This window comes from Fictibacillus nanhaiensis, from assembly GCF_036213205.1.
In the GTDB taxonomy this organism is placed as follows: domain Bacteria; phylum Bacillota; class Bacilli; order Bacillales; family Fictibacillaceae; genus Fictibacillus; species Fictibacillus nanhaiensis_E.
In genome coordinates this window covers 362,515-378,699 of record NZ_JARMFC010000001.1, presented here as the reverse complement: position 1 = coordinate 378,699, position 16,185 = coordinate 362,515, and the positions used below count along the sequence as shown (strand labels likewise).

Below are 16,185 nucleotides of genomic sequence, written 5' to 3'. Positions count from 1 at the left end.
TAGGATTGAGACATACAAAAAGACGCAGAGAATTGTAATCTCTGCGTCTTTTGTATTTTACATATGGAATTATTGAAGGTATGGTCTAGGATCGACTGCATTTGATTTTGAGCCGTTCCATGGGCCTTTGTGCAATTCAAAGTGCAGATGCTGTCCTCTAGAGGCACCTGTGTTACCTTGGTAGCCTAAGAATGTCCCTTGAGATACAGATTGACCTTGGCTAACAGCAGGTGTAGATCTCATGTGTGCATATAGAGTTGTGTACAGCTGACCGTTAATATAGTGCGTAATATACACAACGTTTCCATAAGAGCTCGAATAATAAGCTCTCGTTACCGTTCCAGATGCTGCTGCTACGATAGGAACAGTACTTCCGCCTTGAGCGATATCCATTCCGTAATGCATGCCCGCGCTTCTGTTACCAAAACCAGAAGTGATGAATCCCTGTGAAGGCATGATAAAGTCACGACTCACTGGCGCTGGAGCAGGAGTTGGTGCTGGCGGTGGAGTAGGTGAAGGCGAAGATCCAGAACCTCCAGAGTTGGATTTGTTCTTCTCTCTAGCCGCTGCTTCTTCACGAGCTTTTTCCGCGGCAGCTGCAGCCGCAGCTCTTGCTTCAGCTTCTCTCTTTTTACGTTCAGCTTCTTCACGTTTCGCACGTTCGATCTCAGCTTTAATCGCTGCTTCTTGTGCGGAAAGAAGTTCGTTCGTCTCATCCAGCTGCATAATATGATCATGTAGATGGTCTTCTTCCGTCTCTAGTTGAGCAAGAAGCGCATTCTTCTGTTTTTTCTGATCCGTTAGCTTTTGGTTTAACCCTTCTAGCTCAGTTAAATCTGTATTTAAAGACAAGAGTTCACTTTCAACTTGTCCTTTTTTCTTTTCAACAGACTCTTTATCTTGTTTGTGTTCTTCTAAGATGGCTTTATCTTGTTCAGCAATCACGTTTAGTGCAAACACGCGATCAAGGAAGTCACCGAAATCTTTAGAACCTAATACCACATCTAAATAATTTACCGCACCTCCGCTTTCGTACATGGAAGTTACGCGTTCTTTTAGAAGTGCATCACGTTCTTTGATTCTCTTTTTAAGAACATCAATTTCTTTTTTTAGTTTTTCAATAGAAGCTTTCGTTTCTTGGATAGATTCTTTTTTGTTTCCAATATCTTTAACAGTCTTGTCTATAGAACTCTCTAATTTTTGAATTTGATCTAACGTATGATCTTGCTGATTTTGATTCTTTTTTAACTCACTCTGCTTTTCCGTTTGCTCAGAGCGATTCTTTTCTTTTTTTTCTTTAATAGAAGACAGAGTTTCTGCCGATACCGTATATGTACTAAATACTAGACTGAGAGACAGTGTAGCCATAACTAGCTTACGTTTCAAGATGGGTACTCCTCCTTGTAAGTGCAAATGTTGCCAATTTCTTTACTGAAGTGATTATACCATTGATTAATCATCAGTTATCGCGAAATAATATTACATTTATATTTCAAAATATTACACGTTGAAACATATTTCGACGGCAATCCTGTAGAGATTTGTCTGTATTAGGAAATAAAAAGGTAAAATCAGCGGGGTAATCGAATAAAAGAGTAGGTATATAGAATGGTGATTTATTACAAGATTAAATAGAAAGTAAGTTTAATAGAGGCTCAGTTTTTTACAATGAATGTGAAAAAATGAGTAAAAATATCAAGGTCAGTCGTCATATAGATAGGTGTTGTTAAAGGGGGGAAGTTCTTGAAGATCAATCGGAGCTATAATAACGAAGGCATTGATTCTCGCTCTCTCAGCCAAGAAGAGTGGATCATACAGATTATGGATGTTTACCAAGATAAAGTAATAAGACTAGCATATACGTATGTTAAGGACCGAAAATTGGCAGAGGACTTAGCACAAGAAGTATTTGTGAAATGTTATATACATAAAGACAACTTTAGAAATGATTCCTCAGTTAAAACATGGGTATATGCCATTACTGTTAACTTGTGTAAAGATTATTTAAGAAGCGGTTGGAAAAAATACATCCATGTAATGGACCGGTTCGGAAAGTCGAGACCATCCTCTGTTCTAACGCCAGAACTTTCACTCGTTCAAAAAAGTGAACATGAGGCGTTAGCCGAACAAGTCTTAACCCTTCCTCTTAAATACCGAGAAGTTATTCTTTTTTTCTATTATAAAGAACTAACCGTATGCGAAATCAGCCAAATTTTAAATAAAAAAGAAACGACAATCAGAACATTATTGCAGCGTGGAAGAGAAATGTTGCGTCGAAAACTGGAGAAGAGTAGGTGAGATCATGGAAGATCCTTTCAAGCAGCTGCCTGAAATTTTGAACAACGGCCGTATGAGAACAATAACGTTTAAAGAGGAACATAGACAGAAAGTTCTTCAGAGAACAAGGGATCTCCACAAGCCTCCTGCACCAAAAAGCATTTGGTATCACTGGTTTCATCAAAGTTTAAGTTTGGCACTTGGCGTAGCGTTCATCTTTATATTCATACAGTTTGCCGAAAGCATGCCATTTCCGCTTCATGAGAAAAAAGAAGCTCAATCTATAGCAAAAATACCATATGCGAATCAAGCGATCTTAACAAAAGCTAGGCATGATATGCGAAACCATCACAAAATCTCAGGAGTGGTGGCCGATCAAAAGAAAGATATTCTTAACGTTTTCATCACGTTTCCGGAAAATCTTTCACAAGAGAAGCAAATATTTCTTACTGAATCATATTTAAAGGAAGTATCACATCTTACACTAAACGAACCTTACGAAGTGCAAAAGAATTTGGGAGAGCTATGGAACTATGTTAATGTAAAGGTCTATACAACAACAGAATCTGAAGATGACATGCTAAGGCAACTGATGCACGTTGAACAAAACTTTGAATGGCTTGGTTCTATCAACAAGCATGATGGAATATTGAAATGGGAACGTATCTCTGGATATAATTAAACAACCTGTTAAAAGGTTTTCATTGAAACAGCTAGAAAACAGATAGGAAACAAGCAAAAGCGGTGAAGAGAATGAAAAAAACACACATTAATTTTTTTACAGAAGTAGGAGCTCAAAAGCCTAATAGTATAAGAAATAAAGAAACGCCTTGTCCGTTTTGTCGTATTGATGAGCTAGAGGAAGTCTTAGATAAGCAAGATTCAATTATTCTAGTTAAAAATAAATATACCGTTCTAGATGGTGCCTTTCAAACTGTCTTGATTGAAACAGATGAATGTGAAGGGGAACTATCCAATTATAGTAAGGGTCATCTCTACAGCGTCCTACGATTTGGGCTAAAACATTGGCATAACATGTTGAACAGCGACAAATACAAGTCGGTGATGTTCTTTAAGAACCACGGTCCATTATCGGGTGGAACGATTCGCCATCCTCATATGCAGATCATTGGATTAAACGAGGTAGATTGTCTTCATGATTTTTCCGAAAACCAGTTTAAAGGATTGCCTATCCTAGAAAAAGAAGGGGTAAGGTTTACTGTATCAACTGAACCAAGAGTTGGTTTTTATGAACTGAATGTTATTTGGGAAAAAGACGCTGAACTTTCTTTATTCGCGGACTGTATTCAAGCAGGTGCACATTTTTTGCTGAATCATTTTCATAGAAGTTGCACAAGTTACAACCTTTTCTTTTATAAACAGAACGAAAAGACATATTGCAAGATCATGCCTCGTTTTGTAACGTCACCACTTTATATGGGCTACGGGGTACAGCAAGTAGCGAATAATATAGAAGGAATTGCTCAGAGCATTAAAGATATATATTTTAAAGCATAAGAAAAACCAGATCTTTCCTCAGATCTGGTTTTTTGCTTGATTAAATAGCGTTTCCATCGCAAAAATGATTAACGGGTGTGTTTCGTCCACTACTTTGTTGATCTCGAGTCGTTCTGTCCACTGATGCGCATCTTTTCCAAGTGGTCCAATGTTAATAACAGGAATATCTAGCTCTCTCATATCATCAAATGGAATATGATAGCGAGATCCTAGTAATGGGAAGTTACTCGTAAAAGATGAAAGATCACGAGAATCCCCGTGAAACCCAATATAACTCAAGTCCGATAAGCCGCTAAAATAATGGACATTAACGAGCTCGCTATTAAATGTGTTTTTTGCATGATTGACTACCTTGTCCGACGTAGCTTTAATGAGCGGGTGGTCGCTTGAACATACAGCAGGATAAAAAGGCGGTGTGTAGAACAAGACGATCATCGGAGAAATGTCTCTGCAAAGACTTGCTAGCTCAAATACATATTGTATCGTCAGCTCTCTTTCATCCGCATTTGGATTGTTCGTCTGAAGCATGTTCTCTCTGCGATCAAGTTCTTCTTGTCCATATTTAGTTACGGCGTGTTCATATAGTTCATTAAAGGTAAGTACTTTAATACTCTCTTTTTTCGGAGTGAATGGTACGATCTCAGCAACGTTTTTGCTTCTTTCAAAGAGCCGATCTTCTAATCTAAGCGCTGCGCTCTTTGCGCTACTTATTAACATTTCAGTAATATCCGATAACGATCGATTAAAAAGCATAAGGTTAAAGAGCGTTACAGCAGCGTGGGGAATCTGGACAGAGTAGTGATCTTTTAAATCTTTTTGAATTAAATTCGTTGGGACTGGAGTAGCCTCATCACGAAATTTCTCTACATAATCGACGTTCCATTCTAGTTCTCTCGTAATCTCAGCGGCCATCACATTCCCGTTCATACCTGCTAGTGGCTCGCCTACGTGAGTCTCCTTACCATAACAGAGAAAACCAGGTAGAATCTTCCCTGTTGAACCAGTATACATATAAGAAGTTGTATCTCCTGGATATTTTGTGAAACTAGGTTCTCCGTTTAAACATGTGATGTACTTTATATCATACTCCTCTTGAAGCTGCCGTAAGACGCTCACACCCGCAAGCATACCTTCAGAGTGTACTTCTTCATCTGGAACAGAAATCATGAGAACGTTTCCTTTGAAATGGCCGGTTGTCGCTTTTTCGATCATGGACATATGAAGAGCGACGCCAGCTTTCATATCCATGATGCCGCGGCCGAAAAGCCAATCTCCACTATTCAGATCATCCTGAACAAAAGAATGTAGCAGGTCTTTATTTTCAATGATTTTGTCAGTCAGTTCTTCTGGCCGGAAAGCGAGATGCTTCCATTCACCATAATCCTCAACTGAAACAACATCAAAATGACTGAGCAAAATAATGGTTTCTTTGATAGAAGGATCGTTCTGTACAAATGCGGTGATCAATTTTCGACCATCTGGAAGAGGATGATGGCGGATGTAATCAGGATGCTTCGTGAAATAGTCTAATGATGAAAGCGTATGGTGAAGGTGCTCGGCCATAAATAATTCTCCGTCATGATGGGTAATGCTGGGAATAGAAACGAGGTCTTTCAACAATTTCTTGTATCCTTCTTTTGTTTGCCACTTTAACATAGGTGTACCTCCTAGATGTATGCCTTTGTTACCTATACTCTTCTTTCCCTATAAATCCTTCTTTAAAAAGTTATTGGAATGTATTGACAGATTATTAACAGAAATGATATATGTGTATTATAACGAGTAGTACACATAGGACGAAAGGGGTGTTAGAATGATTTCTGTAAGTGATTTATCATATGCTTTTAAAATCGGTAAAAAAGAAAAAGAGAATATTGTACCTGTTCTTCATCATGTTGATCTACATGTAGCAGAAGGTGAAATCGTAGCGATCGTGGGCAGAAGCGGATCAGGAAAGTCGACGCTATTAAACTTGATTTCTGGTTTTATCCGGCCGCAAACAGGAGAGATTATCATCGATGGAAAACAAGTTAGCGGATTTTCTGAATCGAAGTGGGCTGAATTTAGACTAGAGCATCTAGGGTTTATTTTTCAAAGCTTTCAGCTGATTCCTAGTATGACAGCTTATGAAAATGTAGAGCTACCATTGGTACTAAAGGGAGTTAGTGAGAAAGATAGAGGAGAACAAACGATAAAGATGTTAAAGAGAGTTGGTCTAGAACAGTATCAAAGCCATTATCCTGGAGAGCTTTCGGGAGGTCAGCAGCAACGCGTGAGTATAGCACGGGCACTGATTCTGAATCCGCCACTTATCTTGGCAGATGAACCAACAGGAAGTCTTGATTCTGAGAATGAGAAAGAGCTATTAAACTTTATTAAAGAGTTAAATGAAAAAGACGGGATTACGTTTTTAATCATCACACACGATCATGAAGTAGCTTCTATCGCTCATCGAAAAGTCGAGATCAGAGACGGTTACTTGAGAGAAGGGAGCAAGCTTCATGAAGTTCAAAGATAAACATCGATTTGTAAGAAGCAATATGAAAAGAAACAAAACACGTGTATGGATGACAATCCTAGCATCTACGATGGGGTGTGCCTTTTTGATCATGCTCGCCTCAGTAGGATTTGCGATTCATAAGACTGCAGTTGATGATGTGATGAGTTATCGATTGATGAATGAGATTGAAATACAGAGTGAAAACGGTCCTTTGATTGAGGAAGACGTGAAAAAACTCCAAGATATTAAGAATGTTAAAGCGGTTAGCCGAAAGAAATATGTACCTGCGAATGAACTGTCACTTGGAGAATACACAGGGTATGCTGACGTAAGTAGCGCAAACATCCCTTCTGAGAGAAAAGCTGGATTGCAACTTGAAAAAGGTAGAATGCCTAAAGATAAAAATGAGATCGTCATCGGGTACCATTTTGCTCAAGAATTAAGAAAAGAGATGCCTGAAAACTTCACGGAAGGAATGAGTGAAGAAGAGGCACAAAAGAAAATGAAGAAATTAGCTTATGATGGAGATTTGTTAAATAAAACATTAACCTATCATATGAAGGTAGATAATCCGGAAATCAAAACAGAAACACAGATAAAAACGGTGAAAGTCATAGTTGTAGGTATTAAGAAGAAGCCTAATAAAGAATGGATAATAGACAGTTCGGTGCTGATTACGGATGATCTACATGGTGAAGTGATGCCTCTATTGAGTGAAATAGATCCTGAACTTAAGAACAGTGACGATTCTTATAGTTCTGTTAAAGTATATACGTCATCAGCCGAAGATGTTAAAGCAGTATCGGAAGAGATTAAAGATAAAGGTTATCTTACTTATTCTGTTGTAAGTGAACTTAAAGAACTGAACATCTATTTTACATTGTTTAAAGCAGGCTTGATATTTATCGGTGGTATTGCTGTGCTGATTGCTTCTATCGGAATATTTAATACGATGACGATGGCTGTAACGGAACGTTCGCAAGACATTGGTATCATGAAAGCAATTGGTGCTACACCAAAAACGATCAAACGCATCTTCCTTCTTGAGAGTGGATATATCGGATTATGGGGAGTGGGTTTAGGAACAATATTAGCCTATCTCATCAGCTATGGTGTCAATTTCGCGCTTCCTATCATCGTTGAACAGTTTCTGAACGAAAAACCACCTGAAGATTTTATTTTATCTTATATACCGTGGAGTCTGACTGTAATCGCCGTTACGATTTGTATGAGCGTAACTTTACTGTCTGGGTGGCGCCCTGCAGCAAAAGCTACCACAGTTGATGTACTAAAAGCATTAAGAAGAGATGTATAAGGGAGCATCAGCCGATGTAAAAATCGGCTGGTGTTTTTTTGTATAACTAATCAAAATGGATTAGCTATTATTAGAGGATAACTCTAAATCAAAATCGAAAGGGATATAACAGAGGAGTGAAGGAGCATATGAAACAAAACATTAGGAAACAAATTATAGCGCTCGGTGGCGGAGGCTTTTCCATGGAGCCGGAAAATAAACGATTAGATCGATATATTCTGAAGCAAAGTAAGGCGGATAAACCACGTGTTTGTTTTATTCCAACAGCAAGTGGAGATGCAGATGGATATATCGAACGATTTTATACAGCTTTTCAATCGGAAGACTGCCAGCCTACACATCTTTCTCTATTTTCACCACCTGAACATTTGGAGAATTTTGTAGAGCAGCAGGATATTTTTTATGTAGGTGGCGGCAATACAAAAAATCTCCTAGCGTTATGGAAAGAGTGGGGACTAGATGTTCTTTTAAAGAAAGCTTATGAAGAAGGAAAGATCTTAGCGGGACTCAGCGCGGGATCTTTATGCTGGTTTGAAGAAGGCGTAACTGATTCGTTCGGTCCACTCACTAAGCTGGATTGTTTAGGTTTACTAGCAGGAAGTCATTGTCCGCACTATGATGGAGAAACAGAGCGAAGACCTGCTTATCATAAACTCATAGTGAATGGACTGAAGGCGGGATATGCTGCAGATGATGGTGCGGGACTGCACTTTGTTAATGGAGAATTACATAGCGTTGTAAGTTCTAGAGAAAACGCGAAAGCCTATTTTGTAGAATTTGATGGAGAAAACGTGCACGAACGGGAGCTTGAGACACTTTTTTTAAAGTAAAGGTTTAAAGTTCTGATGATTAGGCGGAAAATATACTATTCGTTAATCATCAGGAGGTAAATCGCTTTGAAAAAATTAGGAACGGTTTTGTTGTACATGATGCTCTTACTATTACTCGCATCATGTGGAAACAAAGATAAAGAAAACGAACATAAAAATCATGATATGGAAGAGTCCAAAGCTCAATCTCAAGCTGCATCTAGTAAGGTGAAGGGCGGATCTTATATCGTAAATCTTGTTAATGCAAAAGGAGACAAAGCTGGAGAAGCAACGTTAACTCAAACAGGAGATGGCGTTAAGGTAGAAGTAAACGCGACTGGGGTAAAGCCAGGGAAACACGGCATTCATTTTCATGAAAATGCAAAGTGTACTCCACCAGACTTCAAGTCTGCAGGAGCACACTTTAATCCAACAGAAAAGAAGCATGGATTTCTTAATCCGAAAGGACCACACGTGGGAGATATTCAAAATGTGAAGGCTGATAAAAGCGGAGTCGTAAAAGACGAAGTACTATCTAACCTCGTGACACTTTCAGAAGCTAGTGCCAACTCACTTTTTGCCAACGGTGGTACATCGCTTGTTATCCACGACAAGGCTGATGACTATAAAACAGACCCTTCAGGTAATTCCGGCGATCGTGTTTTGTGTGGGGTTATTAAGAAGTAAGGCTATGCTCGTGGAGTATCGTTTCTGTAAGTACTTTCAAACAGATACCAAAAACCAAGCTGGCACCTCATCGTTTATTATTGATGAGGTGCCAGCTTTCCATTTAACTTTAACTTCCTGTGCTCGTAAATGCCTTGAGTCCTCTATTCCAAAACCAGTACGCAACGATACAAGAGACGATTGCGACAACGGGTGTTAAAAGAGCCAACCTCTCGTACCCTGAACCTTTGATAAAGTATGCCGCGGGATAGAACGCAGTAAACCCATAAGGAACAATCCACGTTAGAAAATGACGAATTCCTTTATGATAAATCGTTAAAGGATAACGAGCGAAGTCACTCAAATTAAAGATCGTCCAAACGATCGGTAGGCTGTCTACCATCCAAAACGACAATGTCGCAAAAAAGAGGTTAATCGCTACGAAGATGAATCCAGATGCGATAATCATGACAACAAGTAACAGCAATTCAAAAATACCCCATGAGATGCCTAAGTGTGGCATAGCTGTACTGATTACAATAATTCCGATGAACAGCTGTCCTAAACCATCTTGCTGCAGGCGGTCTGCAATAAAATGAAACAGAGGATTGATTGGTCTAATCAAGAGACGGTCGAACTTTCCAGGCCGTATATACTGCCATCCAAGTGTCCAAAGATTATCAAAGAAAATATGATGGATAGAGCGGCCAGTAGCAGCAATTCCGTAAATAAATAGAATTTCATAAAAAGTCCAACCGTTTAAAGCATGGATATGATCAAAAACAATTTTTACGAAGAAGATTCCTGCAAATTGCTGAAGCATAACGGATAGTACGCCAAGTAAAAAATCCATCCTGTACTCTAACATGACTTTGAAGTTTTGTTTGCAAAATAAATAATATAATTTTATGTACCGTGATAGCATAAGCGTAACCTCCTAACCTCCAAAAATAGTTACCTTTTTTATTGCGATTGACCATAACACTCGTAATAGAACAAAGAGTGACACCGCCCAAAAACTTTGTGAACCGAGCGCAAGCCAAACTTCTGTGCCTGAGAGGATGCCAGTGTAGATCGCAACTGGTACATACACCATCGCTTGGAATGGAAGAAAAAGACTTATCGTCTGAAACCACTCAGGAAATAGAATTAGTGGAACGAGTGCGCCAGAAAAAAAGGAGATAACCGCTTCTTTCATAACTTGAAGACCCCAAAGATTTATAGTCCAAAAAGCAAGTATCGCAATCAATAGATCAAAAAAAGTACCAATCCAAATTCCCATAAATGCGCTAAGTAAGAATAATAAACCACCTTGCCATGTGGTTGGCAGTGTGATATCCATAAAAATAAATGCAAGGATGCTAAGGGGCAGAGCACCACGTACAAAATGAATAACTTTGTCACCTATATCCATAGCTACCAAGCGAGTAATTAAGTTGTAAGGCCTCATCAGTTCAATCGCGACATTTCCGTCCTTGATCGTATGCGCCAGTTCTTGACCCACGCCTGAAACAAACATCTGTAAAAACATTGCAATGATAATATACGTGATCATTCCATCAAAAGGCAGTCCTTCTATTTCTGTACGACTGCTGTAAACGGCTTTCCAAAAGAAATAGATAACAAGCATCCGTAGTAAAATTGAGAAAGTATTAGCCCAAAACCATGCTGAATAGGCAGCGTGTACTTGCATTTGCACTCTAGCAAACTCAAAGTATTTCCTCATGCTGAACCTCCTTTTTCATTCCTCTTCCATAAATCTCTTCAACGATCGTTTCAATTTTTGCATCGGCAATGGTTAAATCAGCAACAGAATAATGGTTCATCATAGTATGGATGACTTCTGCGCCAGATATATTTTTATTGCTGAACGATAGTGAAACAAGATGAGGGTCTTCTTCGCTTCATGGAAGAACCTCTGTTGTGTCACTAATTTCTTCCGGTAAAACAAAAGATTCAGCAGCATCTTCTATTTCGAAATGAATAACACGCTTATCACCAAACTGCGATTTAATATCTTGAATAGACCCATCGTAGATCACACTTCCATCATCAATAATGATGATTCGCTGACAGATCTCTTCGATGTCCTGCATGTCATGAGTAGTAAGAAGCACAGTTGTACCGTATCTAGCGTTCATCTGTTTAATGAAAGCTCGAATTCGAACCTTTACGGCAACGTCCAATCCGATTGTAGGTTCATCCAAATAAACTACTTTTGGGCGGTGCAAAAAAGCGGCAGCAAGTTCACAGCGCATCTTTTGACCTAACGAAAGCTGCCTTACAGGGATTCCGAGGAGTGGCTCTAAATGAAGTACATCAACGAACTCTTTTAAAGTCTCCTCATATTGAGCTTGAGGAATCTCGTATATGTGTTTAAGAAGCTCATAGCTTTCTCTAACCGGAATGTCCCAGAATAATTGTGTACGCTGTCCGAATACAGCTCCAATATGACTTGCGTTTTGTTGTCTGTTTTCGTAAGGGATGATGCCATTTACTTTAACCTCACCTGAAGTTGGAGTGAGAATGCCTGTTAACATCTTAATGGTTGTAGATTTTCCGGCACCGTTCGCCCCAATGTATCCAACCATCTCTCCTGCTTTAATATGCATGTTAATCCTCTTAACCGCTTTTTTAGTTTCAAATTTTCTATGAAACAACGATTTTATAGCTCCTCTTAATCCAGGATCTCGTTTGGCAACTTTATAATGTTTTTCAAGATTTTTTACAACAATCATGTTAGATCTCCTTAAAAATGAACACAAAAAAACCACAGACAAATACCTGCGGATATGTGTGCATATGTAATTTTTTGCTCACCAAAAAAACACGCCAGGTTATAAATCAAAGGGATATGAAGTTAGTTTGATTGAATGATAGAAATCCACATGTTATCCTTCTCCTTTTTGAAAACGGTTGCACTCAGTATACCGAAAACAACAGAAAATGTAAAATATATCCTTGTTTTCAAATAGAAAACGCTAGTTTAACGAAATCAAGCTTTGGGAAAGTAGAGCTAATGTAGACGTTTTTATGAAAGGTTCTTTTCTAGAGCATTGTTGTTTTTGAGTTTACATCTTCGAAAAGTTGATTGAAGCGCAAGGTGGAGACTACTATGGGACGAGCGGTAAGTTCGAAATGTGGAAGTGGCTCGTCTAGCCCCGACAAGAAAAAGTTGAATGGGCTATGAAGGCGCATTTTGCCTTCTTGACCGTTTAACTTTTGACCTCGAGGGGCTAGCCACTGCATCTAGACAGGTGGAGACTCCTAATGGCGCAAAGTGGCAGGAGGCTCACTGCACGCCCCATGGAAAGCGAGTAACCTGGAGCGGAAATCAACTGCTTACTAGTACAACAGTGAATAGAAAAACAGCCTTATTAAATGAGAAAAAGGAGGACGAAATATGTACGATTACAATGGAGTTACAGATTCTTGGATGGCTTATTTAGGAAGATTACCAGATTTACTTCTCGCTATTTTAGTTTTATTAATTGGTTGGCTAATCGCCTCATTGGTTGCAAAAGCAGTAAAAAAAGCTTTACACAAAACAGATTTTGATAACAAAGTTGCTAGGTGGATGCAGCCTGATAACCATGAAGATCAGGTAGAACAAACGCGCGCTCGTAAGTATTCTTCTGAAGAAGTGATTAGTAAGGTTGTATTTTGGATTCTGATTGCAGTAGCCGTTGTCATGTTTCTGAACATGCTTAGTCTACCTTATGTTGCACAACCGATCTCAAATGCATTAGGTGTAATTGCTGCAGCGATCCCTAATTTACTAAAAGCAGCACTTATCGCGGCAGTTGCTTGGCTGATTGCATCAGGTTTATCGATCGTCGTAAGAAAGTTAGGTCAGAACACCAGATTTGAAAGTTTGTTACACCGTTGGAAATTGACTCGTGATCCTCTTCAATCTAACAAAGCAGTATTCTCTGCATCAAAAGCTATATTTTACCTCACATTGTTATTGTTCCTGCCGGCAGTATTATCTGCTTTAGGCATTGATGCCATTTCTGAACCATTAGAAGGCATGCTAACAGGTCTATTCGCATTCTTGCCTAAACTGCTCGGAGCAGCAATCATTCTTTTTGTAGGATGGCTAGTTGCTAAGATCGTTAAAGAGATCTTAGTTAACTTCTTAAAGAGCATTGGTACAGACCGTTTAGCTTCAAAACTCGGTGCCGAACGTGCACTAGACAAAACATCCCTTTCTCAAATCATTGGAACAATCGTATATGTTTTTATCTTAATTCCAGTTGTGATTTCAGCTTTAGAAACGCTTGATGTTAATGGTATTTCTGGACCTGCAATTGGTATGTTAGGTCAAATCATGGACATGGTTCCAAAGATAATTGTTGCGATTCTTTTAGTAGCTGTTGGATTATGGCTTGGAAAATGGGTGAAACAAACTGTTACCTCATTATTAGAACGAGTTGGATTCAATGGCATCTTTTATAAGATGGGGCTAGGATCACTTCATAAAACGAATCAAACGTTTACGATATCTGAGATCGTTGGATATGCAGCTCAAGTCGTTGTTGTGCTTTTGTTTACGATTGAGGCTCTTCAGCTCGTTAAGCTAGAGAGTTTAGTCAATATTTTATCTGTTGTTCTTGCATACATCCCTATGGTATTAACGGCTGTGTTGATATTAGGAATCGGTTTCTATGCTGGAGACCTTTTAAAACGTGTTGTTCAGAGTATGATCAAACAAAAAACAGAAGGAAAGCTGCTGGGCAACATCGCGAAATATACAATTATAACACTGGCCTTCTTCATGGCTCTTGATCAGCTTGGAGTAGCGAAAACGATTGTAAATGCTGCATTTATTCTCATTTTAGGCGGATTTACGATTGCGTTTGGTCTAGCCTTTGGACTTGGTGGTCGTGAAGCGGCTGGACGTACTCTTAATAAGTGGAGCCGAAAGATGGAAGAGACAACGATTCAAAGTCCAGACCCAGCAGAATGGAAAGACAAGACGCGTTTAAAGGATTTCCGTACAGACTCATCTAAGCCGGAAAGCAATCTTATAGATGTAGATATAAATAAACCCCATACAATCGAAAAAGATCGCCAGTTTGATCATTTAAACACACCTAGTGATGAATTCGGGATAAACAATAATCCAAAACGAAATGATTAAATAAAACAATAGAATGAAACCGGCTCATAGAGGTGAAACTATCCCTTTATGAGTCGTTTTTAATCAGAATGTCATGCAGATAATAAAGAGGAAAGGAGTTAAAGAGAATGCTAATTGCCGCCTTTTGGGGAGGAATAGCAGGTTCAGCCGTACTATTAGGGTGTTTTACAGCCCTCGCTTTTCGAATTCCTAAAAAATGGACAGCCTGGATTATGGCTTTTGGAACGGGGATATTAATAGGTGCCGTTTCTTTTGAACTCTTAATTGAGGCAGTAGAGCAGAGTGATTTAATGGTTACATCTGCTGGCTTTATTTTCGGTGCAGCTCTTTTTACCGGCATCAATAGTTTTCTTTCTAAAAAAGGTGGCCATGAAAGGAAGAAATCAGGCGATAAGAAAACAAAGGGGGTAGGCATGGCAATCTTTCTTGGAACTTTGTTAGATGCCATTCCAGAATCCGTATTAATTGGTGCGAGCCTGATCGATCACAGCAAAGTAAGCTGGCTCCTTGTAGTGGCCATTTTCTTAAGTAACTTTCCTGAAGGGCTATCAAGTTCGATCGGATTGTTAAGAGAAGGTTTTTCCCGCCGTAAAATTCTTGGGATGTGGGTATCTGTTTTCGTTATCTCTGCACTCGCAGCACTAATCGGTTATGTGATCCTAGTAAATGCAACTGTATCCTCACTTTCTTTGATTGGCGCATTTGCTGGTGGTGCCATCATGGCGATGGTAGCGTCTACCATGCTGCCTGAAGCCCATGAAGATGCTGGAGTAGCTGTTGGTTTTATCACTTCCTTAGGACTTTTATGTTCGTTACTTCTGACTCACTTATCATAAAACCTAACTAATAAAAGTTGATAAACAAAAAAGCTGCCAAAAGTAAGTATCCTTACTTTTGAACAGCTTTATGATGATTAAAGCTTGAACCAGCCTCTAGATTCTAAATCTTCAGAGTTTCTCTTCTTGCGCTTCTTTTTCTTCCAATGATCGTGTGTTGAGGAAGATTCTTTGCACCAGCTAGAAGAAGATGAAGATTCTTTTTTGCACCACAGTACAGAAGAACTGGAGGAAGAGGATGAAGATTCAGGTTTACACCATATGATGGATGAACTTGAAGAAGATTCTTTCTTACACTCTACTTTACATTCTACTTTACATTCTTTTTTGCATTCTTCTTTCTTCTTACCGCATGGATTCTCTTTCTTACAACATAAGATTCTGCAATTGCTGCTTTCGTCGTCGCCGATCTCGCCTGCTTGAGAAATAAAGTTGATAGAGCCGATTGCGATGATTACTAGTTCATCATCTTCTACCACCTGGATGGATGTACGGTTAACGCGAGTAAGGACACCTTCTACCTGGCCGTCATCGTCACTTCCATCATTTACTCTTACTTTGCAATTGATTAATTTTCGTAAGATACTTTGGAAAGTATCATTACAAACTTTCTTTCTTTCTGTGTTGCAACAGCTTCTGTCTGTAGCTACCGAAACGGATCTTACGTTATTTAAAGGAAAATAAAGAACCTCTCTGTCATCTGTCTTGATTGCGATAAAATCTCTTCCAACACAGACAAGTTTGCCAGACTCTTCTACATCTTCCCCTGCTCTGACTGTAACATGCTTACATAATAAATTAGCAAGCTCTCGAGGTGAGAGTTTGTTTTTACAATTCAAAATATTGCCTCCTGGTAATGGTATTGACTATTTCTTGTCCATGCATTATATGTAACGAGGTTTGAAATGGCATGTGACACTTGTCTATAATTATGATAATTAAACGTATTTTTTTGTTTTTATTTGTTTTAGCTAAAAGTAAAGTTAGATTTCACCTCAACCCATTTTTTGTATATAATGGGTGAAAAGAAGAAAAGAGGAGGGGTTGTAATGAACGGGACACGAAACAAAAATACTCATTCCATTACAATCCGTCTTATTAATCGAAAGAACAAATGACAT

General features: G+C 38.9%; 15 protein-coding genes. 9 read left to right on the top strand and 6 right to left on the bottom strand.

From position 1 onward, the window contains the following. Window positions 1-69: 69 nt before the first annotated feature. Window positions 70-1,386: a murein hydrolase activator EnvC family protein gene (locus tag P4V41_RS01890; RefSeq protein ID WP_328083163.1), complete on the bottom strand. Its 1,317-nt coding sequence runs from the start codon at window positions 1,384-1,386 to the stop codon at window positions 70-72. Window positions 1,387-1,743: 357 nt separating this feature from the next. Between P4V41_RS01890 and P4V41_RS01885 the strand changes: the two genes are divergently transcribed. From P4V41_RS01885 to P4V41_RS01875, 3 genes are all read left to right on the top strand, one after another. After that, the gene (locus P4V41_RS01885) at window positions 1,744-2,298 is read left to right on the top strand and encodes a sigma-70 family RNA polymerase sigma factor (protein WP_328083162.1); all 555 of its coding nucleotides are present in this window, start codon (window positions 1,744-1,746) and stop codon (window positions 2,296-2,298) included. A gap of 4 nt (window positions 2,299-2,302) precedes the next feature. Beyond that, complete coding sequence (locus P4V41_RS01880; protein WP_328083161.1) at window positions 2,303-2,959, top strand: hypothetical protein; 657 nt, start codon at window positions 2,303-2,305, stop codon at window positions 2,957-2,959. Between the two features lie 71 nt (window positions 2,960-3,030). Further along, window positions 3,031-3,795 (top strand): DUF4931 domain-containing protein, encoded by a 765-nt coding sequence (locus P4V41_RS01875; protein WP_328083160.1) that lies wholly within the window; start codon window positions 3,031-3,033, stop codon window positions 3,793-3,795. A gap of 18 nt (window positions 3,796-3,813) precedes the next feature. Here the strand turns inward: P4V41_RS01875 and P4V41_RS01870 are convergent, their stop codons facing one another. After that, window positions 3,814-5,451 carry a M20/M25/M40 family metallo-hydrolase gene (locus P4V41_RS01870; protein WP_328083159.1) on the bottom strand — a complete coding sequence of 546 codons (1,638 nt, stop codon included), beginning with the start codon at window positions 5,449-5,451 and terminating at the stop codon, window positions 3,814-3,816. A gap of 157 nt (window positions 5,452-5,608) precedes the next feature. On the opposite strand from P4V41_RS01870, the gene P4V41_RS01865 reads away from it, so the two are divergent. From P4V41_RS01865 to P4V41_RS01850, 4 genes are all read left to right on the top strand, one after another. Further along, a complete protein-coding gene (locus tag P4V41_RS01865) occupies window positions 5,609-6,313 on the top strand; it encodes an ABC transporter ATP-binding protein (protein WP_328083158.1) in 705 nt (234 codons plus the stop codon). After that, window positions 6,297-7,610 carry an ABC transporter permease gene (locus tag P4V41_RS01860; protein ID WP_328083157.1) on the top strand — a complete coding sequence of 438 codons (1,314 nt, stop codon included), beginning with the start codon at window positions 6,297-6,299 and terminating at the stop codon, window positions 7,608-7,610. The genes P4V41_RS01865 and P4V41_RS01860 overlap by 17 nt, the downstream gene beginning before the upstream one ends. A gap of 128 nt (window positions 7,611-7,738) precedes the next feature. Continuing rightward, window positions 7,739-8,440, top strand: coding sequence for a peptidase E (locus P4V41_RS01855; RefSeq protein WP_328083156.1), 702 nt, complete (start codon window positions 7,739-7,741; stop codon window positions 8,438-8,440). 66 nt (window positions 8,441-8,506) lie between these two features. Further along, entirely contained in the window at window positions 8,507-9,106 is a 600-nt protein-coding gene (locus P4V41_RS01850) for a superoxide dismutase family protein (RefSeq protein WP_328083154.1), read from the top strand. Window positions 9,107-9,215: 109 nt separating this feature from the next. On the opposite strand, the gene P4V41_RS01845 is transcribed toward P4V41_RS01850, so the two are convergent. The 3 genes from P4V41_RS01845 to P4V41_RS01835 all read right to left on the bottom strand — a co-directional run bounded on the left by P4V41_RS01845 (window position 9,216) and on the right by P4V41_RS01835 (window position 11,823). Beyond that, the gene (locus P4V41_RS01845) at window positions 9,216-10,010 is read right to left on the bottom strand and encodes an ABC transporter permease (protein ID WP_328083153.1); all 795 of its coding nucleotides are present in this window, start codon (window positions 10,008-10,010) and stop codon (window positions 9,216-9,218) included. Window positions 10,011-10,022: 12 nt separating this feature from the next. Then, complete coding sequence (locus P4V41_RS01840; protein WP_328083152.1) at window positions 10,023-10,811, bottom strand: ABC transporter permease; 789 nt, start codon at window positions 10,809-10,811, stop codon at window positions 10,023-10,025. A 178-nt stretch (window positions 10,812-10,989) separates the two neighbouring features. Further along, a complete protein-coding gene (locus P4V41_RS01835; protein WP_328083151.1) occupies window positions 10,990-11,823 on the bottom strand; it encodes an ABC transporter ATP-binding protein in 834 nt (277 codons plus the stop codon). Between the two features lie 665 nt (window positions 11,824-12,488). Between P4V41_RS01835 and P4V41_RS01830 the strand changes: the two genes are divergently transcribed. Beyond that, window positions 12,489-14,228, top strand: coding sequence for a mechanosensitive ion channel (locus tag P4V41_RS01830; protein WP_328083150.1), 1,740 nt, complete (start codon window positions 12,489-12,491; stop codon window positions 14,226-14,228). 107 nt (window positions 14,229-14,335) lie between these two features. Further along, window positions 14,336-15,064, top strand: a complete 729-nt coding sequence (locus P4V41_RS01825) for a ZIP family metal transporter (protein ID WP_328083149.1) — start codon at window positions 14,336-14,338, stop codon at window positions 15,062-15,064. A 77-nt stretch (window positions 15,065-15,141) separates the two neighbouring features. Here P4V41_RS01825 and P4V41_RS01820 read toward each other — a convergent pair whose 3' ends face one another. Beyond that, window positions 15,142-15,903: a hypothetical protein gene (locus P4V41_RS01820; RefSeq protein ID WP_328083148.1), complete on the bottom strand. Its 762-nt coding sequence runs from the start codon at window positions 15,901-15,903 to the stop codon at window positions 15,142-15,144. Window positions 15,904-16,185 lie beyond the last annotated feature (282 nt).